The sequence below is a fragment of the Bradyrhizobium sp. SBR1B genome (assembly GCF_014198205.1).
GTDB lineage: Bacteria > Pseudomonadota > Alphaproteobacteria > Rhizobiales > Xanthobacteraceae > Bradyrhizobium.
Genome location: NZ_JACIHC010000009.1, coordinates 234,967 through 259,209 on the forward strand (window position 1 = coordinate 234,967; position 24,243 = coordinate 259,209).

The window sequence follows — 24,243 nt, forward strand, 5'->3', positions numbered from 1 at the left end:
CCGTAGATTCACGGTGCCGAAACATCTTGGGATCATGGTCGCGAGCGATGCAAAACCCGGATAGTGTGGGCGTCATGAAGCGGGACAAGCCGGCGCTGGAAGTCCTGGGGTTAACGAAGCGTTTTGACCGTCTGGCGGTCGACAGCCTCGATCTCACCATCCACGCCGGCGAATTCTATGCGCTGGTCGGTCCCAACGGCGCCGGCAAGACCACCACTTTGCGCATGGTCGCGGGCCTGCTGCGGCCCGATGCCGGCGCGGTCTCGATCTTCGGCATCGATGCGCTCGAAAATCCCGTCGCCGCCAAGCAGGTGATGGCGTGGGTCTCCGACGAGCCGATGATCTACGACAAGCTGACCCCGCTCGAATATCTCGAATTCGTCGCCGGCCTCTGGGGCATCGCGCCGTCGGTCTCGGAGCCGGTCGCGCAGGACCTGCTCGGCTCGCTCGGCCTCGAGCCGCACCGACACGAGCGCTGCGAAGGCTTTTCCAAGGGCATGCGCCAGAAGGTCGCGCTCGCCGGCGCGCTGGTGCACGATCCCCGCCTCATCATTCTCGACGAACCGCTGACGGGGCTCGATGCCGTCTCCGCCCGCCACGTGAAGGGCCTGCTCAGCGAACGTGTCCGCGCCGGCTGCACCGTCATCATGACCACGCATATTCTCGAAGTCGCCGAGCGCATGGCCGACCGCATCGGCGTGATCGCCTCGGGCCGCCTGGTGGCCGAGGGCACGCTGACCGAGCTGCGCCAGCAGAACGGCCATGCCGATACCAGCCTGGAGGATCTCTTCATCGCGCTGGTGACGCTTCCGGAAGCCGCATGAGCTCGGCCACCGCGCTCTCCTGGTTCGCACGCCACGAGCTCCGGCTCGCCTGGCGCGAATGGTTCGCCATGATGACCGGCGGACGGCGCAAGCGGGCGCGCGCCGCCGTCATCGGCCTCATCTGCTTCGCCGCGCTGCTGCACCTGCCGGCCTGGGCGGTGATCGGCCGTTTCGCCGATCTGCAGCTGCCGCTCGACAAATCCTCGCTGATCGTGATCTCGGCGACGATCTTTCTCGCCTGGACCTTGATGCTGTCGCAGGCGATCGAATCGGTGACGCGGGTGTTCTACGCCCGCGCCGATCTCGACCTGATCATGTCCTCGCCGGCGACGCTCGCCAATCTGTTCTCGGTCCGCATCGCCGCGATCGCGCTGACCGTCACCGCGATCGCGCTGCTGTTCTCGACGCCCTTCATCGACGTGCTCGTGATCGGCGGCGGGGCGCGCTGGCTCAGCGCATTCGGGGTGGTCGTCGTCATGGGCCTGTCGGCCGCGGCGGTCGCGATCGCCGTCACCATCCTGTTGTTTCGCCTGATCGGCCCGGCGCGCACGCGCCTGATCGCCCAGATCCTCGCCGCGATCATCGGCGCCGGCTTCGTCATCGCGCTCCAGGTCGCGGCGATCATGTCCTACGGCACGCTGTCGCGCTTCACCATCCTGACCTCAGGCAGCGTGGCCGCCCATGCCCCCGATGTCGAGAGCATCTGGTGGTGGCCGGCGCGGGCGGCGATGGGCGACAGCGAAGCGCTGCTGCCGCTCCTGGCGCTCGCTTTGGTGCTGCTCGGAAGCGTCATGGCGATCTTCTCGCATCGCTTTGCCGACACGGCGATCGATGCCGCCGCTTACGGCGCCTCCGGCAACAGGCGCGCGAAGGAGCGCCCGTTCCGCGCCGGGTCGCGGCAGCAGGCGCTGCGGCGCAAGGAGTTCTCGCTGCTCTGGCGCGATCCCTGGCTGATCTCGCAGACCCTGATGCAGCTGCTCTATCTGGTGCCGCCGGCCTTGCTGCTCTGGCGCAATTTTGCCGACAGCTCCGCGGCGCTGACGCTGATCACGCCAGTCGTGGTGATGGCGGCCGGACAGCTTGCCGGCGGACTGGCCTGGCTGACCATCTCGGGCGAGGACGCCCCCGACCTGGTCGCGACTGCGCCGCTGACGCCATCCGCCGTCATCCGCGCCAAGATCGAGGTGGTGCTAATCGCGATCGCCGTCATCTTCTGCCCGCTGATCGCCGCTCTGGCCTTCGCCGCACCGATCCAGGCAGCAGTGAGTGCCGGCGCGATCATTCTCTCGGCCTCCGCGACCGCGATCCAGCTCTGGTTCCGGGTGCAGGCCCGGCGCAGCCAATTCCGCCGCCGCCAGACCTCGTCGCGGCTCGCGACCTTCGCGGAGGCGTTCTCCTCGATTGGCTGGGCCGCAACCGCGGCATTGCTGCTTGCACTCCCCATCGCCGGCCTCATCAGCGGCTTGATCACCGCCAGCCTCGTTGCGATCACCTGGAAGTTCAGCCCAAGGCGGGACAAGAAGGCGTGAGAGGCGCCTTGCCTGCCTCACTTGAAAGTAAGGCTAAATTACCTTACCTATCGGCTATCAAGAATTGAGGATCCCATGGGCACGCTTACTGTCACGGCAAAGGGGCAGGTTACGCTGCGGAAGGATCTCCTGGAGCACCTCGGTGTGCATCCCGGCGACAAGATCTCGATAGAGAAGCTTCCTGGAGGGCGGGTTGAGGTGAAGGCAGCTCGGCCCGTCGGAAAGATTTCGGACGCCTTCGGTTTCCTGAGAGGAAAAACGAACGGTCGATCATTGTCGATCGAGGAGATGAACGAAGTCATCGCTGACGGCTGGACCGGCAAGCGATGAAGATAACGCCCGACACCAACGTGTTGGTGCGCGTTCTGGTCGGGGATGACGCCGAACAGAGCAAGGTGGCCGAAGCCCTTCTCAAGAAGGCAGACCTAATAGCCATCTCGATTCCCGCACTGTGCGAACTGGCCTGGGTTCTCTCTCGAGGCTACAAAACTTCGGCTGAGAATATCTCGGCTTCGATCCGGCATTTGATCAATGCCTCCAATGCGGTCGTCGATCGGCCGGCAGCCGAGGCTGGATTGTCGCTCCTCGAGGCCGGGGGCGATTTCGCCGATGGCGTCATCGCCCATGAAGGCAATTGGCTTGGAGCCGACACTTTCGTGTCCTTCGACAGGAAAGCCGTGAAACTGATCGAGGCAAGCGGCGGATTGGCGCGGCTGGCCGGCACCACATGACGCGAGGATAATTCGTCGATACACTCAGCAGATCGTCGATGAGCGGCGGACGGTTCTGCATGTTTCGACCATTGCTGACGGCTCTTGCGTTTCTCAGTTGGCTGGCCGCCCCTGCCCCCGCCCAGCAGCCACAGCGCAGCGAATGCCTAGCGATGGCCAACGCGGCCCCGCGTATCCTGCCGGTGGCGTTCCGGCCGGCGGCCGGCACAGGCGGGGTCGAGATCACCTATGCCGGCCATTCCACCTATTTCATCGACACGCCCGGCGGCCTGCGCATCGCGACCGATTATAGCGGCGCCTATCAGGTCGGACGACTGCCCGACGTCGTGACCATGAACCGGGCCCACAGCACGCACTACTCGCTGTTTCCCGATAAGCGCATTCCTCACGTGCTGCATGGTTGGGGCGAGGACGGCAAGCCGGCGATCGTGTCGGAGCGCATCAGTGACGCCTTCATCCGCAATGTCACGACCGACATCCGCCGCTATTTCGGCGATGATGCCGGCGCCGACATGATCCGCGACGGCAATTCGATCTTCATCTTCGAGGTCGCGGGGCTCTGTATCGGCCATCTCGGCCACCTCCATCACAAGCTCGACGACAGCCATTTCGCCCAGATCGGACGGCTCGATATCGTGATGGTGCCGATCGACGGCACTTACACCATGTCGCTCGAAGGGATTTCTGACATCACCAAGCGCCTGCGCGCCTCGGTCGTGCTGCCGATGCATCGCTTCGCCACCCCGCTCGACGATTTCATGCGCCGGATCGGCCAGCAATTCGAGATCGACCGGCGCTCCGAGCGGTCGTTCCGCATGTCGCGGGATGCGCTGCCGTCGAAGCCGACGGTGATCATCCTCGACGGGGTCTGACGCGCAATTTTCTCCAAGCCGGCGATCGGCCGGTCGTGCTGATCTGTCTGAAACAGGAGATCGACATGACCGACTTTGCCAGACTCTTGCACGCGGATGGACCGAACCCCGAGCACGCGGCGGCGCTGCAGCTCTATGGCCGCTTCGTCGGGGATTGGGTTGCCGAGATCAGCGCCCATGGGCCCGGCGCAGCGAAACACACGGCAGCCGGCGAGATCCATTTTGGCTGGGTGCTGGAGGGCCGCGCCGTCCAGGACGTCTGGATCATCCCGCGCCCCGCAGGCAGCCCCGACTTTCCGATTGCGGGCAATTGGTACGGCACGACGCTGCGCGTCTACGATCCGACCATCGCTGCGTGGCGGATTTCCTGGTTCGATCCCGGACGCAGCGTCTTCCGCCAGCAGATCGGCCGGCCGCGCGGCGCCGACATCGTGCAGGAAGGCACAACGGAGGCCGGCGAGCTGACCCGCTGGAGCTTTACGGAAATCACCGGCGATTTCTTCCACTGGCTCGGCGAGGCCAAGCCGGCCGATGCAAGTGATTGGCGGCTAATGGTCGATGTGAAGGCGAAGCGGCGGAAGGACTTAGGCCGATTGGATTTTGATTGAAACGATCCGGCGGCAAACTCGCTGCAACCTCTCCCGCTTGCGGGGGAGGTCGGCGCGTAGCGCCGGGTGGGGGCTTTCTCCGTATCGGGAGTGTCCCATTGCGGAAGCACCCCCACCCCAGCCCTCCCCGCAAGCGGGAGAGGGAGCGCACCTTGCTCCACCGCTGCTGTGGGGCTCTGAGCAATGCGCGCTCCTGTGCGTGCGCGTGAGATGCTAGGCTCCCGACACAAAAATTTAGAGGGAGCGAACACGCGATGGCTGCAAGCAGTGTGCCCGCGAATACGAGCGGGCTGTTCGTCGAGCCGCGCGAGGACTGGCTCGCGCTGCATCAAGAGGAGATCATTGATCCCTTGCGGCCGATCGTCGATCCCCATCACCATCTCTGGAATCGCGGGCACCGCTATCTGATCGAGGAGATGGCGGCCGACATCGCCTCCGGCCACAACGTGATTGCCACGGTCTATGTCGATTGCCGCTCGATGTATCGCGCGCACGGGCCGGAGGCGTTCCGGCCCGTCGGCGAGGTCGAATTCGCCAACGGCGTCGCCGCGATGAGCGCGAGCGGCGCTTACGGCAAGGCGGCGATCTGTGCCGGCATCGTCAGCCACGCCAATCTGCTGCTCGGCGACGCCGCCAAGCCGCTGCTGGAAGCCGAGATCGCCGCCGGCAATGGCCGCTTCCGCGGCATCCGGCATTCCTCGGCCTGGGACGAGGATCCTGTCGTCGCCGGCATGTATGCGAACCGGCCGAAGGGCCTGTTGCAGGATCCCGCTTTCCGCAAAGGCTTTGCCTGCCTGGCACCACTCAACCTCAGCTTCGATGCCTGGCTGTTCCATCCACAGATCGGCGAACTGACCGAATTGGCGCGCGCCTTCCCCGACACCAGGATCGTGCTCGACCATTGCGGCGGCCCGGCCGGCGTCGGCCGCTTTGCGGGGCGGCGCGAAGAGGTGTTTGCGCAATGGCGCGCCTCGATCCGCGAGATCGCGACATGTGAGAACGTGGTGGTGAAGCTCGGCGGCCTCGCTATGTGCCTGCTCGGCTACGACTTCCACATGCGCGACAGGCCGTCGTCATCCGAGGAGCTTGCCGCGGCCTGGCGCCCTTACGTCGAAACCTGCATCGAGGCGTTCGGACCCAACCGCGCGAGAGAGCAACTTCCCGCCGGACAAGGGCCAGTGCAGCTACCAGGTGATCTTCAACGCCTTCAAGCGCATCGCCGCACCCCTGAGCGAGGCCGAGAAGACCGCGCTGTTCTCGCAGACCGCCATCGACGTTTATCGGCTCGAGCTGCCGTCATGACGAGAAAAGGGGCCGGGATGTTGATCCCGACCCCTCTTCCGTCGTGGCCGCTGGGAAGCGTTCTTGAACTGAGACTATTGTTTGAGCATGATCTTTTCGGAAAACCGCTGCACACTTTTCCGGATCATGCTCTAGCCGGCGCCCATCAGCGAGGCCGGACGGCGCTCGCCGGTGGAGGTAAAGATCTTCTTCAGCTTGTTGACGACGCGGATCAGGAAACCGATCATCACGGGATTGGTCTTGCGGCAGAAGGCGATCTTCTTGACGTGGCCTTCGACATGCCATTTGGCATGCGCGCCGTCGCGGAAGAAGATCACGTCGCCGGGGCCGTAGCGCTTGGGCGGCATGCCGTCGCTTTCGAGCACGATCGATCCTTCCATGATCATGATCGTCTCGTCGATATCGTAGTACCAGTTGAAGCGGCCTTCGGTGCACTGCCAGATAATGGTCGAGGCGGTGCCGTCGGCGCTGGTGGACAGGATATGCGAGCGCGACACGGGATTGCCCTCGATGATCCAGGATGGCTCGATCGGCCGGAGCTCGAGATCCACGTTACAACTACCGATTTCAATCAATGAGCGCGACATCTTCTTCCCCAGGGGATATAATTAAGTATGGCCGGGTCTCGGCCCGCATTGTTTCGAAAGATGTCGGGAACGCTAGTCATCCGTTTTTAATTCTTTCTTACGCAGGCCTCGAAAATCAGCCGCAAGTTGCAGGCGCGAAACGGTTAACGTCGCGATTTCCCTGCAAATTCGCGCACATGAACCGATCCTTTTTGGGGTGCGACAAAGTGCGCGGAAGCATAGAACGGAGCCACGCCGATGCCCCTCACGCCCGAGGTTCTGACAGCCAATCGTGAGGCCGTCGCCTGGCTGTTCAGCCTCGATGTCTCCTTCGCGCCCGACGAGGAGCCCTGGTTCACCATCGACGGCATCGAAAGCCCCCGGCAGATCGGCAGTGACGGCTCCGGCGGCGCCTTCGTGCTGCTGCCGTCGCAGAACGTGCTCTACGTCTCATCGGAAGGCCGCGCGGGAATTATCGCCGATACGTTCGAAGCGTTCGTCCAGCTCGTCGTCGCCCGCCCCTATTGGCTCGACATCCTCAAATTTTCCGGCGGCGGCGACCTCGCGGAGATGCGGCGTGCGGCGGAGGCGCTGGAGGCGACACTCGACGACGAGGACGAGATCAACGAGGCTCGCGAGGAGATCCGCATGAACCTCGCCCTGGGCGAGGCGGACGATCCCGTCGGCGCGCTCTACGAGGCGATCGCCGCTTCCGACGCCATCGTGCGGGCCACGGACGGCAGCCCGTTCACGACATTGTTCAACCGCTTCAGCATCGACAACAATCCGATGCTGCGCAACGCGGCGGCGTGAGGCGGTTCGGCAGAGGCCTGAGCGCGCGCCTCGTCCTTCGAGACGACCGCTTCGCGGTCTCCTCAGGATGAGGCTGATCGACTTCGGTGCCCGCTGGAGCGACGGCCGCGCACTCCGTCCTCATCCTGAGGAGCCCCGCCAGCGGCGGGCGTCTCGAAGGATGGCCGCAAGACGCGCTACTTCGCCCACTCGCCCTTGCGAAATACGGGTACCTTGCTGCCATCGGGCAAGATGCCGTCGATATCGGTCTCGGCCGAGCCGATCATCCAGTCGATATGGATCAGGCTCTGGTTGCCGCCTTGCGCGGCGATCTGCTGCGGGGTGAGCTGCGCGCCGTTGACGAAGCATTTCGAATAGCACTGGCCGAGCGCGATGTGGGATGCCGCGTTCTCGTCGAACAGCGTGTTGTAGAACAACAGCCCGCTCTGCGAGATCGGCGAGGAATGCGGCACCAACGCCACTTCGCCGAGGCGGCGGGCGCCCTCATCGGTGTCGAGCACCTTGTTCAGCACCTCCGCGCCGCGCGAGGCTTTTGCATCGACGATCTTGCCGTCCTCGAAGCGCACCGCGATGTTGTCGATCAGCGTGCCCTGATAGGACAGCGGCTTCGAGCTCACGACATGGCCGTAGACGCGGCGGCAATGCGGCGTGGTGAAGACCTCTTCGGTCGGGATGTTGGCGTTGCAGCTGATGCCGTTCTTGGAGAGCGAGGCGCCGCCCTCCCATTCGTGGCCGTCGGCAAGGCCAATGGTGAGGTCGACCCCCGGTCCGTTGTACTGGAGCGCACGGAAGCGCTGGCCGTTGAGCCAGTTGGTACGCTCGCGCAGCACCGCATTGTGGCTCGCCCAATTGCCCATCGCATCCTCGCGATCGACGCGCGAGGCCGCGAAGATCGCATCCGCGAGCTTGCCGATCGCAACGTCCTCGGGATCATCAGGGAATACCTGCCTGGCCCAGGACGGGCTTGGGTAGGCGATGATGTTCCAGTTGGTGTCGAAATTGACGATCTTTTCCAGGGCGGGCTGATAGGCCATCGAGTTCGCCTTGCTGGCGCGCGCCACCTTGGAAGGATCCTCGCCCGACAGCAGCATCGGATTGTCGCCGACGATGGCGAGCCGCGCGGTGTTGTCGGAGAACGCCTTGGCCATGCCCTCGTAGAGCCAGCCGGCGGCACGATCGAAACTGCTGTCGTGACCGTGGCGGTAGCGCGCCAGCGTCATCTCCTCGTCCGACAGGATCGGTGTCACGATGCCGGCACCGGCCTTGTAGGCATGCACGGCGATCCGCCGCACCAGCGGCAGCGCGATCGCGGGCGCCGTCAGAAGCAGATCCTGTCCCGGCCGCAAGCCCAGGCCCACCTTCACCGCCACCTCGGCCAGCCGGTCGAGTTTCACGGGATCGATGGAAGTGGCGGAATTGCGGTGATCAGTCATGCGGGGCCCTCTGCCGAAGTCTGTCGTTCAATCTAAGTCTAGCATCGCGGGACGCAAGTGCGCGAGCACCTTGCGACATGGAGAAGATACGCAGTTTCACGCATTTTGGTTTTCAACGCGTTGCCGATTTCAGCACCCGGTCAACCATGGCGGGCGCGAGCCCGAGGTAATTTTTCGGTGAGGTGAGCGCCTCGATTGTGGCGCGATCGATGCGGCTCGATATCCGGGAGTCCACGGACAGCGCGTCGGCCAGGCTCATGCCCTTCTCGTTGGCCTGACGGCAGGCGTCATAGACCACGTCATGGGCCTCCTGCCGGCCGAGCTGCGGCGCGAGCCCCATCATGACCGCTTCGGCCACGATCAGGCCGCGGCTGACGGCGAGATTGTCGTTCATCTTCGCCTCGTCGACGATGAGACCTGCGAGTGCGAACTTCGCCTGGTGCAGCGCGCCGGCGGTCAGCACGAAGCTTTCGGGGATCGCCATCCATTCGGCGTGCCAGGGGCCCGTGGCACGCTCGAAATCCTGTACCATGGCGTCGAGCATCAGGCCGGCGTGCTGGCGCACCGCCTTGGACGCCGCCAGCATCAGCTCCGACGAGATCGGGTTGCGCTTCTGCGGCATGGTCGAGGAGGCGCCGCGTCCCTTGACGAAAGGCTCATAGACCGCCGAGCGAGGCCAGCGTGCCGGCGGCGCCGGCGAACTGGCCGACCAGCACGCGCGGCTTCAATTGCGCCAGCCGCTCGGCGTGGCGGTCGAACATGGCGAGCCAGATCGCGGTCTTGTAGCCGAAGGTCACCGGCAGCGCTTGCTGGAGATGGGTGCGGCCGGCCATCGGCGTGTCGCGGTAACGCTTCGAGAGGTCGGCGAGGATGCGGCGAAGTTCGGCGATGTCGCGCTCGACGATCCCGAGCGCGGCGCGCAGTTGCAACACCACGGCGGTGTCCATGATGTCCTGCGTGGTCGCGCCCCAATGCACGTAGCGGCCGGCCTCGCCGCACTGCTTCACCATCTGATGCACCAGTGGGAGGATCGGATAGCCGACGATGTCGGTCTCCTGCCTGAGCAGATCGAAATCGAGCGCGGCGACGTCCGTCCGCGCCGCGATCTGCTCGGCCGCCTCCCGCGGGATCACGCCGCATTTCGCCTCAGCCTTCGCCAGCGCCACCTCGACCTCGGCATAGCGCGCCACCAGCGCGACGTCGGAGAACACCTCCCGCATCTCGGGCGTACCGAAGGCGTCGCGGAACAGCATGGAATCGAGCACGGTGGTGGAGGCAGGAAAAGCAGGCATCGGCGTTTCTTCGTGGTTGGTGTTTGTGTGGGCGACAGCTTACGCAGGGCACACGGTCCGGCAAAGGACATTCGCGGCTCGTCGCACATTCGTCCCGCACGACGACATACGGCGCACTCGCACGATCGCCCCTCATCCGCAGGTGCCGGAGCGAAGCGGAGGCCTCGAAGGATGACGGGTCGATTGCGGAGGGAGATATCCGGTCAACACGTCACCCCCAGCGATCCGACCCCAATCGCACGGCATGGCTGCCATCACGCGATCGCGATGAACCAAACGTCCCCTTCGGCAGACTCACAGTTTTCGACCCAAATTTTCATTTTGTCGTTTGCTACCCAAATTCGTAATGAGGCCTGAGTTTCGACGTGCAGTTTCTGTTCCGGGATCACCTTCTCGATACCGACCGGCGCGAGCTGAGCCGCGAGCAGGTTCCCATTGCCGTGGAGCCACAGGTTTTCGATCTCGTCGTCCACCTGATGCAGAACCGCGACCGGGTGGTCAGCAAGGACGAGCTGATCGACAAGATCTGGCACGGGCGCAGCGTCTCCGAATCCACCTTGACCAGCCGGATCAACGCGGCACGCAAGGCCGTCGGCGACAGTGGCGCGAACCAGGCCCTGATCCGCACCATCGCCCGCAAGGGCTTTCGCTTCGTCGGCGATGTCGAGGCCAAAGGTAGCACGATGGGTGGCGCGATCGCGCCGGAGCCTGGCTACGCCGCACGGGTGCAGCGCGCCGCACTCGCGCTTCCCGAACGGCCCGCGATCGCCGTGCTGCCCTTCACCAATATGAGCGGCGCGGCCGAGCAGGACTATTTCTCCGACGGCATCAGCGAGGACATCATCACCGCGCTGTCGAAGCTGCGCTGGTTCTTCGTCATCGCGCGCAATTCCTCCTTCGTCTACAAGGGCCGCGCCGTGCACATCCGCGAGGTCGCGCAGGAGCTCGGGGTTCGCTATGTGGTCGAAGGCAGCGTGCGGCGGAGCGGCGAGCGGGTGCGCATCTCGGCTCAACTCAACGACGTCTCGACCGGCAGCCATCTCTGGGCCGAGCGCTACGACCGCGAGCTCGCCGACATCTTCGCCGTGCAGGACGAGATCACCGAGGCGATCGTCGCCGCAATCGAGCCGCAGCTCTACGCCGCCGAAAGTTTTCGCGCCGAGCAGAAGCCGCCGGGCAGCCTGGATGCCTGGGACCTCGTGATGCGCGCGCTGTCGCATCACTGGCGCAGCACGCGCGAGGACAATGCCGCTGCGCAAGGGCTGCTCGAAAAGGCCGTCGCGATCGATCCCGCCTATGGCAAGGCGCTGGGCCTGCTCGCGACCAGCCATATCTTCGGCGCGCATATGGGCTGGGCCGACATGGCCGCGACAGTGCCGATCGCCGAACGCGCGGCGCTTGCGGCGGTGGAGGCCGATCGCGAGGATGCCTGGGCCCATCATGGCCTTGCCTACACCTACCTGTTCCGCCGCCGCTTCGATGACGCGCTGGCGGAGTTCGAGCTGGCGCTGACGCTCAACCCGAACTTCGCGATGGCGCATGCCTTTTACGGTGTGACGCTGTGCTACGCCGGACGATGGCAAGAGGGCGATGCCGCCGCACGTCGCGCACTGCGGCTGAGCCCGCGCGATCCGCTCGCAGCGATCTATTGCGGGGTTGCGGCCTATGCCCGGTTCGTCGGCCGCGACTATGACGGAGCCGTGCAGATGGCGCGGGAATCGATGCGACAGCGCGGCGATTTCGTCGGCGCGCACCGTGTCTTGACGGCGGCGGCCGGAATGTCAGGAAATCCGGCGCTCGCAGCGTCCGCCCTGGAAGGCCTGCGCCGCGCCCAGCCCGAGGTCTCGCTCGGCTGGATCACGCGCGAGCTGCCGATGCTGCGGGATGAGGATCGTGCGCATTATCTCGAAGGATTGCGGCGCGCCGGAATGACGTGACGATGCGCGCGGACATTCTCCCATCGCAAGCCGCGATCGCGGGCTCGGCGCTAGTCGTCGTCGGGCCCGAACAACCTGATCTGCGGGAAGCCGCCGCGCGGCCGGCTGGCGTAATCACGCACATCGGAATCTTCGCGGATGTTGCGCGCGACGTCGTCCCAATCGGTGCGGTCGCGCAAGCCGCGCTGCTCGCGGGAATCGTAGTGGCGGCGCTCGGTCCAGCGCTCGCGGCGCTCCATCCGGCGCCGCTCGGACGCAGCGCGCTTCGCGTCGGAGTCCCTCGCCTTGGCATAGGCGTTCTCGGGTGAAGAGGCCGGCTCGGTCGAGGCCTGCTGCTCAGCCGGCTTTGCGGCTTGCGGAGGCGATGCGATTGCTGACCTCGACTGTTCCTTGGACTGTTCCTTGGGCGGCTCAACCGCGGCCGCTTGCGAAGGCGGCGGCGCCGGCGGTCCGGCATTCGCCTGAGTGGTCTGCGTGTCGGGCTTTACAGCTTCCGGCTTCGCTTCGGCTTGCGCGGGCGCGGCAATCATTGCGCCGAAGGCTTGCGAGCCGGTGAGATAATTGACGCGTTCCGACGGCGCGCTCGTCTGTGCCGGCGCGCCCGCGGACTCGGCGCGCTGCGCCATCTTGCTGGTGTCCGGGCCCTGTTTGGACGCGACCGGATTCATGATGTTGCCGGCAACGATGCCGCCGCCCAGACCAATGGCAATGGCCGCGACAATGGTTCCGGCACCGACGAAATAAGCTGTCGTGGCGCGCATTAACCCACTCCCTGTTTGGAGCGAGCAACGCCGTGGGATTACCGGATGTTCCTGATGGCGAGCGGTTCCTGGGAAGGAACGCCGCGTCAGATCTGCTGCGCGACTTTTTCGAGCCCGATGAGGCGGGCGAGCTTGCGCACTTCTTCCTTCTGATCGTCACGCAGCTGGAACAGCAGCGGCATGGCAGCCGACTTCAATTGCTGGACCTCGTCGCAGTTCGGATCGATCTGTGCGCTGGGTGGCGCGTTCGGATTGGAGAGCTTGTTGGCCGAGATCTTGCGGACAACGTTGCGCAACGCAGTCTCGACCGAGGGCCAGTAATATTCCTGCGACGAGGACAGCTTCAGGCGATCCCGGATGCCGGAGATCTGTGCGTCCGACAGCAGGGTATAGTGTTTCTGCGGCTGCGGCTTGGCCACGACCTTCGGCTTGGCCGGCACTTCGACGGCAGGAACTTCAGCCGCCGCGGGCGCTTCGGAGAGGCTCGACGCCTTGGGCATCGGGAAATCGGATGGCGTGGCGGCGGCAAAGGCCTGGCGCAGCGGCTCGGCCAGCACGGGCGCCCGCGAAAGCCTGTCGGCCGGCACCTGGACCGGCTCGAACGCGGCCGAAGCCAGGGCCAGGGTCGGAACCAGACGGTCGGCCTTGGCGGCGCGGTTGGTGGCGAGCGGCTTGGCCGGAGGCGTCTGCGCGATCATCTCTTCGCTGACGCTGGGCACGCTGTCCCGGCCAAGAATGGCGGTGGTGGCGGCGCCCAGGACGAGGAAACAGGTCAGCACAACGATGGTGATGGCTTTGGACAAACGTCTCTCCGCGCCCAACTTCAAGTCCACGTGATCACTGCCCGACAACTGGGCGATAATTAAGGCTTAACCGTGCCATCGCGGCGGCAATCGCGCGGACTGCGGCGACATCGCCCGGAAAGTTCAAGGAAATCAGGCAGCTGCCGAAAGGTCGTAGGCGTCCTGGATATCGGCGACGATCTCCGAAGCCTCCCATACCGCGCGCGGCTCGACCGATTGCAGCGTCACCGTCCAGTTGCCGCCCCGACGGGTGCGGGGGACGCTGACGATGTCGAAACGGACGTTGCGGCACAGCGGGTGTCGCGCCAGGGCATGAGCGACGCGGACGCGGATTTCGTCCAGCGAAGCCGCTGTCTTGCTGTTGAGAAAATCGAAGTCCATCGCCTGTCCCTCTCGGCCCTGATTGGCGGCCGTGAGGGGATTCTTGGCCGGCGATGGTTAATCTGCCGTTAAATAAGGGGGGCGGAGGAGCCCGGGATTAACCGTGACCCACACCGTCGTGGCCGGGCTCGACGGGCTGCGCCTACGGCCCGCCCGCCGCACGATATTCGGCGAGCGTCCGCGCAACCAGCTCGTCGACCGCCGGCACGTCCGTCACCCCCGAGGTCGAGTGCCCGCCGCTCCAGATGTCGCGCCAGCGCTTTGGCCGGCTCTCGCGCGCGGCAACGTCGATATCCTCAGCGATGTCGATCGCCCCGCGCGCCGGGAGATCGTCGGGATCGAGGCCGGCGGCCACGATCGACGGCCTCAGCATGCTGGTCTGCAGACCCGTGAACGCAGTGGTGAGCAGAATGTCGTCGGCGCAGCTCTCGACCAGCATCCGCTTGTAGCGGTCGTCCGCCATGCTCTCGCGCGTCGCGATGAATTTCGTGCCCATATAGGCGAGATCGCAGCCGAGCACTTCGGTCGCGTGCAGCGCATGGCCATCGCTGATGCCGCCGGCGAGCACGATGATGCCGTCGTAGAATGCGCGCACCGCGCGGACGAAGGCAAACGGGTTGAGCCAGCCGGTCTGCCCGCCCGCGCCCGCCGTGAGCAGCACGAGCCCATCGGCACCTGCCTCCGCCGCCCGTTCGGCGTGGCGGATGGAGGCGACGTCCGCCAGCACCAGCGCACCGGCGTCATGCAGCGGCTTCAGCACGGGCGCGGGCGAGCCGACCGAGGTGATGACGATCTCCGGCCTGTGCCGCAGCAGCACGGCGAGATCCTGCGCGAGCCTTGCATTGGAGCGGTGCACGATCAGGTTCGGGCAGAGCGGCGCTGCCTTGCAGCCGGTTTGGTCTTCGTGCTGCCGCAGCCGCATCGCGATCGCGGAGAGCCATTCATCGAGCTGCACCGTGCTGCGGCAATTCGCGGTGGGGAAGCTGCCGATCACGCCGTTGCGGCAGGCCGCGACCATGAGCTCGACGCCCGACACCAGGAACATCGGCGCTGCGATCAGCGGCAGAGCGAGACGATCGCCGAAGCGTTGCAGTCGATCTGATGGCACGCAAATCTCCTCGTCACGCTTGCCTCCCGTGCGGGCTTTGTCGTTTCCTCCCGCAGTCTCTGTGCTAGCGTCATCGGCAACATTGGCACGCCAGAAGCCGGTGACAAAGCAACGAGGAAACATATGTCCGATCCGCTCCACGCATCGTCCCCGACTTGTGCGCAGACGCTACGGGCGCTGTCGCGCTATCCCGGCCGCACTGCTTTCGCATGGCCCGAGGGATCGCTGAGCTATCAGGGCACTATCGACCTGATCGGACGCATCCAGGGCGTGTTCATGCGGCTTGGCCTGCAACCGGTGCGCGCGTCGCTTTCCTCACCGCGAACCGCGCCGACACCTGGTGCGCCGGCGTCGCCGCGCAATTGTCGCGGCTCTGCATCACCTGGCTGCATCCGCTGGGATCGCTGGAGGACCAGCTGTTCCAGCTCGAGGACTCCGAGGCCGAGATGCTGGTGGTCGATGCGGCCGCCTTCCGCGACCGCGGCGGCGAGCTTTCCGCAAGGGCGACCCGGCTGAAGGCGATCTTCACGACGGGACCAGCCGGCTAGTGTCAATCTGCTGGCGGCCATCGAGAGCGCGGGACACGCCAGCGCGCAGTGCCTCGCCGGTCTCGATGATCTCTCCACGCTGAACTACACCGGCGGCACCACCGGCAAATCCAAGGGCGCGCTGCGCTATCACCGCGAGAATGCCGGAGCAGCCGCCGCGATCCTCGCCGATTTCGAAATCCCCGACGCCGCCCGCTACCTCACGGTCGCCCCGATCAGCCATGTCGCCGGCACGAAAGTGCTGCCGACCCTGATGCGCGGAGGCACCGTGCACATGCTGAAGGGATTCGATCCCGAGGCCGTGCTGACCACGATCGCGCGCGAGCGCATCAACTTCACGCTGTTCGTGCCGACCATGATTTACGTGCTGCTCGACCATCCTGCGCTTGATAAGACCGACCTGTCCTCGCTCGAGCTCGTGCTCTACGGGGCGTCGGCGATGTCGCCGAGCCGGCTGGTCGAGGGCATCGAGCGCATCGGACCGGTGTTCTCGCAGCTTTACGGGCAGACCGAATGCTATCCGGTCTCGGTGCTGCGCAAGGCCGATCACGATCCCAAGACGCCGGAGCTGTTTTTGTCCTGCGGCTTCCCGATCACGGCCTGCGAGGTCAGGATCCTCGACGACGACGACCAGGAGGTGAAGACCGGCGAGGCCGGCGAGATCTGCGTGCGCGCCCCGCATGTGATGGCGGAATATTGGAAGCGGCCCGACATCACCGCCGAGACGCTGAAGAACGGCTGGGTCCACACCGGCGACATCGCGCGCAAGGACGAACGCGGCTACATGTTCATCCTCGACCGCAAGAAGGACATGATCGTGTCCGGCGGCTTCAACATCTTTCCGCGCGAGGTCGAGGATGTGCTGTCGCAGCACGCCGACGTCGCCATGGTCGCGGTCGTCGGCATCCCTGACGAGAAATGGGGCGAGTCCGTCACCGCCATCGTCGTGCCGCGCGAGGGCGCAAGGCCCGATCCGGACGAGTTGATCAACCTCGTGAAAACGCGAAAAGGCTCGGCGCATGCGCCCAAGCAGATTCAGTTCGTCAAGCAGCTGCCGATGACCGGTGTCGGCAAGGTCGACAAGAAGGTGCTGCGCGCCGGTTTTTGGAGCGGGCGGGACCGGATGGTGGGGTAATTACCCCGGGATTCTACGGTATCGTTGTGGCTCCGGCACCACAACGCGCGACGGAGTGCACGCCGGCGAGCCCCGCGCGATTGCCGGCGAATCAGGGAATCACCTAGACCGCTGACGGGGCTGGGAAGCGGAGTAAGACATGCGAGTCGCTTCCCTGGAAAGTGCAGTCGCCGCGGTCACATTGATCACGGCTATCATCGTGGTGCTGTGGGAGATCAAGATCTTCTACGGAATGTGAACTGGCAGGATGCTCTGGTCGACACGACCAAACATCCCTTCCGCGGCGGCGGAAGCCTGCCGTTCATTCGGAAGGAGCCATCGCGGCCCCGCCGTCACGCTTGCCGCTTCTCGATCACCAGGCTCTGCACCGCGCGGCCGAAATAGCCTTGCCGGTCCGCCAGCCGCGACATCGCGAGCCCCGCGCCGTCGGGGCCGATCCAGGAATCGCCGTCGAGCAGAATCCAATCACCTATGGGCTGGCGCGAAAAGTTCACGGTGAGATCGGCGTTGATGTAGGTCCAGGCGCGGAAGTCGAGCGTCGAGGCGGTGCCGTTGGAGAAATCGGCGGCGACCACGGCACGCATGGCCTGTGAGATTGCTTCGCCGGCAATCAGCGGATGGTCGACGCGAAACCAGATCGCGCCGGCGCCGGCCTGGCCGAAACGGCCGCGCGCGGCGCGCATCGAGACCGAACGCACGAACGGGCTGGTGGCGGCGTGGCCATCCTCGGCCAGCGAGTCCTCCGGCATGGGCAGCGTCACCGGCAGCGCCTTGACGTCGTTGGGCAACGACAGCGCCTGGCGCCTGATCTTGAGCACGGTGGCGCCGACGACCTGCACACCGTCGGCGAGCAGCTTGATTTCGCAGAGCTGAATCTTGCGGCCCTCACGCAAGACCTCAGTCTCAATCGTCAGCGGCGCCACCGGCACCGGGCGCATGAGATCGATGGTGACGCGCGCGATATCCATCGGAGCAGGCGTCGGAATGCGCTCGGCCGCCCATGTCACCAGCGACGCCGGCGCCGAGCCGTGCTGCATGCGCCGGTCCCAGGGACCGGCGGCATCCGGGCTGGTGACGACGCTGTTGCCGTCGACGCGGTAGATGGGGGGCATCGCTCAAATCTCTGTTGGCTTGGACAATCGGAATTCAGGAAAAAGTGTCGTCCCTGCGAAAGCAGGGACCCATAACCCCAGGAAGAAGTTTTGACGCGAGACTTACTACGAGTCTTCGCCAAACTTCTTGCTGTGGTTATGGGTCCCGAATCTGCGCTTCGCTTGTCCGGGACGACGGATGAGGCATTCGCGCGCTACGATAACCGCTGCTTACAACGGCGGATCGATCGCCTCGTCGTATTCCTTCTTGAAGCGCGCGATCAATTCGGCGGCGGGCAGGATGGCCTCGACGCTGCCGATGCCCTGGCCCGAGCCCCAGATTTCCTTCCAGGCCTTCGGCTTGGCGCGCTCGCCGGAAGCGTCGGTACCGAAATTCATCTTGGAGGGATCGGAGGTCGGCAGGTTTTCCGGATCCATGCCGGCGGCGAGGATCGAGGGTTTCAGATAATTGCCGTGCACGCCGGTGAAGAGGTTGGAATAGACAATGTCGTCGGCGGTCGATCCCGCGATCATCTCCTTGTATTTCTCCACCGCGTTGGCTTCCTTGGTCGCGATGAAGGCCGAGCCGATATAGGCGAAGTCGGCCCCGAGGATGCGCGCGGCGCGGATCGCCTTGCCGTTGCCGATCGCCCCCGACAGCGCGATCGGGCCATCGAACCATTTTCGTGTCTCGGCGACGAAAGCCAGCGGCGAAATGGTGCCGGCATGGCCGCCGGCGCCGGCCGCGACCAGGATCAGGCCATCGGCGCCCTTCTCGATCGCCTTGTGCGCGAATTTCTGGTTGATCACGTCGTGGAAGACGATGCCGCCCCAGCCGTGCACGGCCTGGTTCATCTCCTCGCGCGCGCCGAGCGAGGAGATGATCATCGGCACCTTGTACTTGGCGCAGAGCTGCATGTCGTGATCGAGTCGGTTGTTCGACTTGTGCACGATCTGGTTGACCGCAAACGGCGCCGACGGCTTGTCGGGATGGGCCCGGTCATAGGCCGCGAGCTCCTCGGTGATCCGCGCCAGCCATTCGTCGAGCAGCTCCGGCGGCCGCGCGTTCAGCGACGGAAACGAGCCGACCACACCCGCCTTGCACTGCGCGATCACGAGATCGGGCACCGAGATGATGAAGAGCGGCGAGCCGATCACGGGGATCGACAGGCGTCCTTTGAACAAGGCAGGCATGGACATTGCGGGCGATCCTCTATTGGCAGGTCAATGGAAGGTTGACCGCCATACCAACAAGGCAATCTTTCCACTGTCAAGTATTGCGTTTTGCCGCCGTGGCGGATGCCTGGGCAGCAATTTCCAAGCAGCGGAATTCCTTCCCATCTGTGTCCTCCACGAGCGCAGCGAAGCAATCCAGCCTGTCTCCGCGGAGATCCTCTGGATTGCTTCGTCGCAAGAGCTCCTCGCAATGACGAGGCGAGCGTTGCGGATGACGGCCGCCTACCCGATCAGATCCGGATTGATCAGCCGCTCGAACGAGAACATCTCGTCCCACTTCTCCTGCATCAGCAGCTTGCGCTCGACCACCACGATCTGATGCAGCGACTTGCCGCTCTTGTAGCCCTCGCGCGCGATCTCGGCGCATTGCTTGTAGCCGAGCAGCGGCTTCAGCACCGTGACGATGCCGAGCGAGTTGAGCACCATGTTGCGGGTGTGCTCCTCGTTGGCGGTGATGCCGACCACGCAATTCTCGCGCAGGCTGTTGACCGCGCGCTCCATGGTGCGGATCGAGAAGAACAGCGCGAACGAGATCACCGGCTCCATCACGTTGAGCTGGAGCTGGCCGGCGGATGCCGCGAGCGTCACCGTGGTGTCGAGCCCGATGACGAGGAAGCTGGTCTGGTTGACGACCTCGGGGATCACGGGATTGACCTTGCCCGGCATGATCGAGGAGCCCGGCTGCAGCTGCGGCAGGTTGATCTCGTTGAAGCCGGCACGCGGCCCGGAGGCGAGCAGGCGGATGTCGTTGCAGATCTTGGTCAGCTTGCTCGCGGTGCGCTTCAACACGCCCGAGAGCTGCACATAGGCGCCGGTGTCCGAGGTCGCCTCGACGAGATCGCCGGCGAGGATGAAGTCGACGCCGGTCAGCGCGCTGAGGTGCCGGACCGCGAGCTTGGGATAGCCGATCGCAGCAGTGACGGAGGTGCCGATCGCGGTGGCGCCGAGATTGATCTCGCGCAGCAGCGCACGCGCTTCCGAGATGCGATCGACCTCCTCGCCGATCGTGGTGCCCCAGCCCCGGAATTCGGCCCCGAGCGACATCGGCACGGCATCTTGCAGATGCGTGCGGCCCATCTTCAGCACACGGTCGAACTCGCGACCCTTGGCGAAGAAAGCTTCCTGGAGCTGACGCAGCGCGGTCATGTAGCTCTCGAGCCGCAGGATCAGCGCGAGACGAAAGGCGGTCGGATAGGTGTCGTTGGTCGACTGACCGTAATTGACGTGATCGTTCGGGCTGACGTGCTGATAGTCGCCCTTGCCGAAGCCGAGCGATTCCAGCGCGAGGTTCGCGATCACCTCGTTGGCGTTCATGTTGGTGGAGGTGCCGGCGCCGCCCTGGATGAAGTCGGTGACGAACTGGTCCATCATGTCGCCGGCGATGACGCGATCGCAGCCGAGGATGATCGCGTCCGCGACCTTGGCATCGATCGCGCCGAGATCGCGATTGGCCATGGCGGCTGCCTTCTTGACGTAACCGAGCGCCTTCACGAAGTAAGGCTCCTGGTTCATCGGAATGCCGGTGATGTGGAAGTTTTCCTTACCCCGGATGGTCTGGACGCCGTAATAGATGTCGTCGGCGATCTCACGCTGTCCGAGGAAGTCCTGCTCCGTACGGCTCATGGGCGCTCCTTGTTGCTGCGCGACGTCCTTTAGTTCTGGCACAGCGCGCTGGTCACGAAAGTATCGGTGCGGCAGTCGTCCGGCTTGCGAGCCCTGCCGGGAATCAGGACCTTGGCCGAGCATTTTTCCGCGGAGTCGGCATTCAGGCTCTTGCCGTCCTTGTAACCCTTGCTCTGGCAGAGCTGGTCGGCGGCCTGCTTGCAATCGGGCGCACCGTTGGACGAGGCCGGACAGGCCACCCGGCCCGACACCATGGTCGAGGGCTTCGCCAGCCGCGACAGATCGTTCATGGTCTCGTTCGGGCTTTTGATCGGCGGCAGGATCGAGGGCAGCTTGTCGAACAGCTTGCCCATTTCATTGATCAGCCCGGGATTTTCCGCTGCCGCCGGCGGCGCCGATGGAGCGGGTGTCGACGGCTGAGGCGCAGCCTGCGGCCCCTGCTCCTGCAAGCCAAGCGCCGGCGGAGCGGATTGCGGCCATCCGGTCCCGGCGGCACCGAGCAGGACCAGCAGCACTGCTGATATCAGCGTCCCGAGCCGCAAGGCCGGATTGCCGGATCGAACCATCATGGCGGCAACCGTAGCCGAACCCGGCCCGGCGGCAAAGCGCGGGTTACCAAGTGAGCATGATCTTCTCGGAAAACCGCATCACACTTTTCCGGATCATGCTCTAGATCAGCTTGATCGCCACCACGAAGCCGAGCACCAGCAGCGCAGCACCGATCGCCACCCACAATCCAAGACGCTCTTCGAGCTTGTGCCGGATCCAGTCGCCATAACGGTTGAGCAGGATCGCAACGACGAAGAATCGTCCGCCGCGCGCGACGATCGAGCAGATCGTGAACAACAGAATGTTGTAGCCGGCAAAGCCCGAGGTGATCGTGACGAGCTTGTAGGGGATCGGCGTCAAACCCTTGAGCAGGATGATCACCGCGCCCCACTCCGCATAGGAGGCACGGAAGGCGTCGACCTTGTCGCCGAGGCCGTAGACCTGGATCAGCCAATGACCGACCGAGTCGAACAGCAGCGCGCCGATGGCGTAGCCCAGAATGCCGCCGAGCACCGAGGTGATGGTGCAGACGGCCGCGTAGAGCCAGGCGCGCTGCGGGCGCGCCAGCGACATCGGGATCAGCATCACATCCGGCGGCACCGGAAAGAAGGAGCTTTCGGCGAAAGACACCGCTCCCATGATCCAGAGCGCGTAGGGCTTGTGAGCGGCGTCGGTGCACCAGTCGTAGATACGTTTCAGCATGGCGCCGCGATGAAGCACCATGGGACGGATTTGTCCATGCCGAGATTGAGGCGAATTATGACGTTTCGAGCATGATCCGGAAAAGTGTGCGGCGGTTTTCCGGAAAGATCATGCTCAAACAAGAGGCTAAAGCGCGATGAACCATTCACCGCGATCCCATCGCGCTTTAGTGGCGCTTGCGCGCGGCACGCCCCTCGAGCGCGACAATTGGCCGCCTGGCGGCCACGCGCGGTGACGCGACTTTGGGCAGCTTCATCGACGATTTCGGCAGCTTCTCGGCGATGCCGAGCATGTCTTCCCGCCGCGCCATCTCGCGCCAGACGTCCTCGGGACGCACGCCCGCAGAGGCCCAGAGCACGGTGAGATTGTACAGGAGATCGGCGCTTTCCCGGATCACGGCGTCGGCGTCGCCATTGACGGCGTCGATCACGACCTCGATGGCCTCTTCGGCGAGCTTCTTTGCCATTTTCGAGGGCCCGCGCTGAAACAGCCGGGCCGTACGCGATGTTGCCGGATCAAGATCCCTGGCCGCGAGCACAGCCAGATATAGCCGCTCAAGCGAATCACTCATGGTACTCAAAACTACTCTAAACAAATGGCGGGCGTGTTAACGCGCGGCAATAAAAGCAAAAAACAGGCCGGCGCAGCAAGCGCGACGGCCTGTCATGGTGAACTCCAGCTGCCAGAGCTAGTAGCAGTTCTGGTAGTAACCCTGGCCGCAGAACTCGGACGGAGCGGTGCCGCCATAGCGCTGATATTGGAAGTTCGGGCCTGGACCATAATAGGGCCCGTAGGCTGGGCCGCTGTAATAGGCGGGACCGCCGTAATAGCCATAGCCCGGACCGTAGTCATAGGCATAGGAGTCACGGGTCGCGGCGATGGCAAGACCGGTGCCGATGGCCGCGAAAGCCGCAGCTGCGGCCGCGCCGCCTCCACCACCATGCCAGTGACGGCCGCCTGCATAGGACGCGGTCGGGGCAAGCGCGGTCAGCGCCAGCACCGCGGCGGTGGCCAGAACGGCCTTTCGGCCCGCAAACTTGGAGAATCGCTCGAACATGTCTTGGGCCCTCCTTGGGACCTGGAATGGACGCCTGCGGACAGGCTCATGCCTTTAAAACCCGCACAGCCTAAGTTGGGTTCCCCAACCCCAACACAAGCTGAACGGGGTTGCGTAATCGTGCCGCAACCGCCGCTCATCTGCCGTTCATGTTGGCGCGGAGAGACTGGCCGCAGCCGGGCGCCGCGAAGCGTCACGAAACCATAACAATGCGGAACCGGCGCAATCGATGTCAGGATTTAAGACGACCGCCCTCCGTTGCCTGCTGGCTCTCTCGATCTCGCTTGCAACGCTCGTTGCAGGCGATGTCAGTGCGGCCGAGACCGCTGCGCCGTCCGTTGCGATTCACTTCACCTTCGACCGCCCGTTGGACGCGAGCATGGCGCCGTTCTTCCTTGCGGCGAAGGACGGCAGGTTCAGCGCCGAACGTCTCAACGTGTCCTTCAACAGTGCAGCCGGATCGCCGGAGGCGCTCGCACGCGTCGCCAAGGGCGACAGCGAGCTTGCGCTGGTCGACATCAACGAGCTGATCCGCCTTCGCGACAAGGAGGACTCGGCGCCGGTCAAGGCGGCGTTCGTGCTGTTCAACCGCGCGCCCTACGCGATCGTCGCGCGCAGGAGCCGCGGCATCCATGTCTTGCCCGATCTCGACGGCAAGACCGTCGGCGTTGCCGACGGCGATCTGTCGATGCGACTGTGGCCGGCGCTGGCGCAGCAGAACGGTATCAAGGCATCGCGCGTCAAATTCCACAAGATTGGCGCTGCGGTCCGCGAGCCGATCCTGTCCGCGGGACAGGTCGATGCGGTCGCAGGCTTCAACTATCTCTCCGCGGTGAACCTGCGCGACCGCGGCGTGCCCGGCGCCGATCTCGTCGTGCTGCGTTATGCCGACTATGGCTGCGAGGCCTATGGCTTCGCCGTGGTGGTCAATCCCGCCTTCGCCGCGGCGAAGCCGGACGCCGTGAAGGGCTTCGTCCGCGCCTTGATCGCCGGCATCAATGCGACCATCAAGGAGCCGGCACGCGCGGCGGACGAGGCCGCGGGCCGCATCGACGACGGCGACCGCGACCTGGAGCTGGAGCGCCTGCGCACCGTCCTCGTCGACAACATCCTGACCGATGAGGTCAAGCGCAACGGCCTCGGCGGCGTCGAGCCCGCGCGCCTGGAGCGCTCGATCGACCAGATCGCGCAGGACTTCAAATTCCGCAAACGGCCCACGGCTGGCGACATCTTCGACGACCGGTTCCTGCCGCCGGTGGCGGGGCGGCTGATCAACTGAGAAAAACTGACAGCTTCCGCTATATCTCCCGCGCGATCCCTGCTTAAAATACGGGCTTCGTTA

The 24,243-nt window shown here is 64.8% G+C and carries 22 protein-coding genes and 3 pseudogenes; 11 read left to right on the plus strand and 14 right to left on the minus strand.

The genetic code is table 11. The features are described 5' to 3' along the window. Nucleotides 1-74: 74 nt before the first annotated feature. From GGD61_RS23645 to GGD61_RS23675, 7 genes and pseudogenes are all read left to right on the plus strand, one after another. The gene (locus tag GGD61_RS23645) at nt 75-824 is read left to right on the plus strand and encodes an ABC transporter ATP-binding protein (protein ID WP_183231206.1); all 750 of its coding nucleotides are present in this window, start codon (nt 75-77) and stop codon (nt 822-824) included. Further along, complete coding sequence (locus GGD61_RS23650) at nt 821-2,353, plus strand: permease (protein ID WP_183231207.1); 1,533 nt, start codon at nt 821-823, stop codon at nt 2,351-2,353. The genes GGD61_RS23645 and GGD61_RS23650 overlap by 4 nt, the downstream gene beginning before the upstream one ends. Before the next feature lie 75 nt (nt 2,354-2,428). Continuing rightward, nucleotides 2,429-2,683, plus strand: a complete 255-nt coding sequence (locus GGD61_RS23655) for an AbrB/MazE/SpoVT family DNA-binding domain-containing protein (protein WP_018321341.1) — start codon at nt 2,429-2,431, stop codon at nt 2,681-2,683. Next, nucleotides 2,680-3,084 carry a type II toxin-antitoxin system VapC family toxin gene (locus tag GGD61_RS23660; RefSeq protein ID WP_092254182.1) on the plus strand — a complete coding sequence of 135 codons (405 nt, stop codon included), beginning with the start codon at nt 2,680-2,682 and terminating at the stop codon, nt 3,082-3,084. Before GGD61_RS23655 ends, GGD61_RS23660 begins: the two co-directional genes overlap by 4 nt. Before the next feature lie 59 nt (nt 3,085-3,143). After that, entirely contained in the window at nt 3,144-3,956 is an 813-nt protein-coding gene (locus tag GGD61_RS23665) for an MBL fold metallo-hydrolase (RefSeq protein WP_092254881.1), read from the plus strand. Between the two features lie 65 nt (nt 3,957-4,021). Then, nucleotides 4,022-4,564, plus strand: coding sequence for a hypothetical protein (locus GGD61_RS23670; RefSeq protein ID WP_177237023.1), 543 nt, complete (start codon nt 4,022-4,024; stop codon nt 4,562-4,564). A gap of 254 nt (nt 4,565-4,818) precedes the next feature. Continuing rightward, nucleotides 4,819-5,866, plus strand: a pseudogene (locus GGD61_RS23675) (amidohydrolase family protein). Between the two features lie 131 nt (nt 5,867-5,997). Here GGD61_RS23675 and GGD61_RS23680 read toward each other — a convergent pair. Then, the gene (locus tag GGD61_RS23680) at nt 5,998-6,453 is read right to left on the minus strand and encodes a cupin domain-containing protein (protein WP_018321336.1); all 456 of its coding nucleotides are present in this window, start codon (nt 6,451-6,453) and stop codon (nt 5,998-6,000) included. A gap of 237 nt (nt 6,454-6,690) precedes the next feature. On the opposite strand from GGD61_RS23680, the gene GGD61_RS23685 reads away from it, so the two are divergent. Then, nucleotides 6,691-7,245, plus strand: coding sequence for a hypothetical protein (locus GGD61_RS23685; protein WP_092254176.1), 555 nt, complete (start codon nt 6,691-6,693; stop codon nt 7,243-7,245). 176 nt (nt 7,246-7,421) lie between these two features. On the opposite strand, the gene GGD61_RS23690 is transcribed toward GGD61_RS23685, so the two are convergent. Together GGD61_RS23690 and GGD61_RS23695 are read right to left on the minus strand one after the other, a co-directional pair. After that, the gene (locus tag GGD61_RS23690; RefSeq protein ID WP_092254174.1) at nt 7,422-8,678 is read right to left on the minus strand and encodes an aminopeptidase; all 1,257 of its coding nucleotides are present in this window, start codon (nt 8,676-8,678) and stop codon (nt 7,422-7,424) included. 112 nt (nt 8,679-8,790) lie between these two features. Next, a pseudogene (locus GGD61_RS23695) lies at nt 8,791-9,970 on the minus strand (adenylosuccinate lyase family protein). Between the two features lie 365 nt (nt 9,971-10,335). On the opposite strand from GGD61_RS23695, the gene GGD61_RS23700 reads away from it, so the two are divergent. Then, entirely contained in the window at nt 10,336-11,907 is a 1,572-nt protein-coding gene (locus GGD61_RS23700) for a winged helix-turn-helix domain-containing protein (protein ID WP_092254170.1), read from the plus strand. 50 nt (nt 11,908-11,957) lie between these two features. Here the strand turns inward: GGD61_RS23700 and GGD61_RS23705 are convergent, their stop codons facing one another. The 4 genes from GGD61_RS23705 to GGD61_RS23720 all read right to left on the minus strand — a co-directional run bounded on the left by GGD61_RS23705 (nt 11,958) and on the right by GGD61_RS23720 (nt 14,960). Next, nucleotides 11,958-12,668 (minus strand): hypothetical protein, encoded by a 711-nt coding sequence (locus GGD61_RS23705; RefSeq protein ID WP_018321332.1) that lies wholly within the window; start codon nt 12,666-12,668, stop codon nt 11,958-11,960. An 86-nt stretch (nt 12,669-12,754) separates the two neighbouring features. Further along, nucleotides 12,755-13,471, minus strand: a complete 717-nt coding sequence (locus GGD61_RS23710; protein ID WP_183231208.1) for a hypothetical protein — start codon at nt 13,469-13,471, stop codon at nt 12,755-12,757. A 132-nt stretch (nt 13,472-13,603) separates the two neighbouring features. Next, entirely contained in the window at nt 13,604-13,852 is a 249-nt protein-coding gene (locus tag GGD61_RS23715) for a hypothetical protein (protein ID WP_028140683.1), read from the minus strand. A 142-nt stretch (nt 13,853-13,994) separates the two neighbouring features. Continuing rightward, a complete protein-coding gene (locus GGD61_RS23720; protein WP_183231209.1) occupies nt 13,995-14,960 on the minus strand; it encodes a nitronate monooxygenase family protein in 966 nt (321 codons plus the stop codon). A gap of 123 nt (nt 14,961-15,083) precedes the next feature. Here GGD61_RS23720 and GGD61_RS23725 point away from each other — a divergent pair. Continuing rightward, a pseudogene (locus tag GGD61_RS23725) lies at nt 15,084-16,643 on the plus strand (AMP-binding protein). A gap of 332 nt (nt 16,644-16,975) precedes the next feature. Here the strand turns inward: GGD61_RS23725 and GGD61_RS23730 are convergent. From GGD61_RS23730 to GGD61_RS23760, 7 genes are all read right to left on the minus strand, one after another. Beyond that, nucleotides 16,976-17,755, minus strand: a complete 780-nt coding sequence (locus tag GGD61_RS23730) for a thioesterase family protein (RefSeq protein WP_183231210.1) — start codon at nt 17,753-17,755, stop codon at nt 16,976-16,978. A gap of 210 nt (nt 17,756-17,965) precedes the next feature. After that, nucleotides 17,966-18,934 (minus strand): nitronate monooxygenase family protein, encoded by a 969-nt coding sequence (locus tag GGD61_RS23735; RefSeq protein WP_183231211.1) that lies wholly within the window; start codon nt 18,932-18,934, stop codon nt 17,966-17,968. A gap of 258 nt (nt 18,935-19,192) precedes the next feature. Then, on the minus strand, nt 19,193-20,593 hold the full coding sequence (locus GGD61_RS23740) for an aspartate ammonia-lyase (RefSeq protein ID WP_183231212.1): 1,401 nt from the start codon (nt 20,591-20,593) through the stop codon (nt 19,193-19,195). 29 nt (nt 20,594-20,622) lie between these two features. Continuing rightward, the gene (locus tag GGD61_RS23745) at nt 20,623-21,162 is read right to left on the minus strand and encodes a hypothetical protein (RefSeq protein ID WP_092254159.1); all 540 of its coding nucleotides are present in this window, start codon (nt 21,160-21,162) and stop codon (nt 20,623-20,625) included. A gap of 100 nt (nt 21,163-21,262) precedes the next feature. Next, entirely contained in the window at nt 21,263-21,865 is a 603-nt protein-coding gene (locus GGD61_RS23750; protein WP_183231213.1) for a YqaA family protein, read from the minus strand. Nucleotides 21,866-22,010: 145 nt separating this feature from the next. Next, a complete protein-coding gene (hisE, locus tag GGD61_RS23755; RefSeq protein ID WP_018321321.1) occupies nt 22,011-22,415 on the minus strand; it encodes a phosphoribosyl-ATP diphosphatase in 405 nt (134 codons plus the stop codon). Between the two features lie 117 nt (nt 22,416-22,532). Continuing rightward, nucleotides 22,533-22,901, minus strand: coding sequence for a hypothetical protein (locus tag GGD61_RS23760; protein WP_018321320.1), 369 nt, complete (start codon nt 22,899-22,901; stop codon nt 22,533-22,535). Between the two features lie 229 nt (nt 22,902-23,130). Between GGD61_RS23760 and GGD61_RS23765 the strand changes: the two genes are divergently transcribed. Further along, nucleotides 23,131-24,180, plus strand: a complete 1,050-nt coding sequence (locus tag GGD61_RS23765) for an ABC transporter substrate-binding protein (protein ID WP_183231214.1) — start codon at nt 23,131-23,133, stop codon at nt 24,178-24,180. Nucleotides 24,181-24,243 lie beyond the last annotated feature (63 nt).